Annotated in this window: 1 protein-coding gene; it reads right to left on the bottom strand. The window is 63.1% G+C overall.

The genetic code is table 11. The annotated features are described in order from the left end of the window. Positions 1 to 255: IS66 family transposase (locus PZA18_RS24650; protein WP_284103520.1), on the bottom strand; the 255-nt coding region annotated here is incomplete at both ends.

The following is a 255-nucleotide window of genomic DNA, read 5'->3' as shown; positions in this document are numbered from 1 at the left end:
CGGGTGACTGCTCACGCGCCTGGGCTTCGATGGCGTACAACTCCCCGATTCGCTGCAGCGCGACTGCAGCCATCTCATGCGGCTTGTTACTGGCGGCGTGCAGATCGAAGAATTTCCGCCGGGCATGTGCCCAGCAACCCAGCTCAGTCACGCCTTGACCAAACAGCGCTTTGTAACCGCCGTAGCCATCCGCCATGAGTGTCCCCTGCCAGCCTTGCAAAAAGGCCCGGGCATGGCTGCCGCTGCGGCTGGTCT

The sequence above is a fragment of the Parachitinimonas caeni genome (assembly GCF_030129945.1).
GTDB classification, from domain to species: domain Bacteria; phylum Pseudomonadota; class Gammaproteobacteria; order Burkholderiales; family Chitinimonadaceae; genus Parachitinimonas; species Parachitinimonas caeni.
The sequence above is the reverse complement of the archived record's forward strand: the minus strand, read 5'-3'. Positions and strand labels throughout refer to the sequence as shown.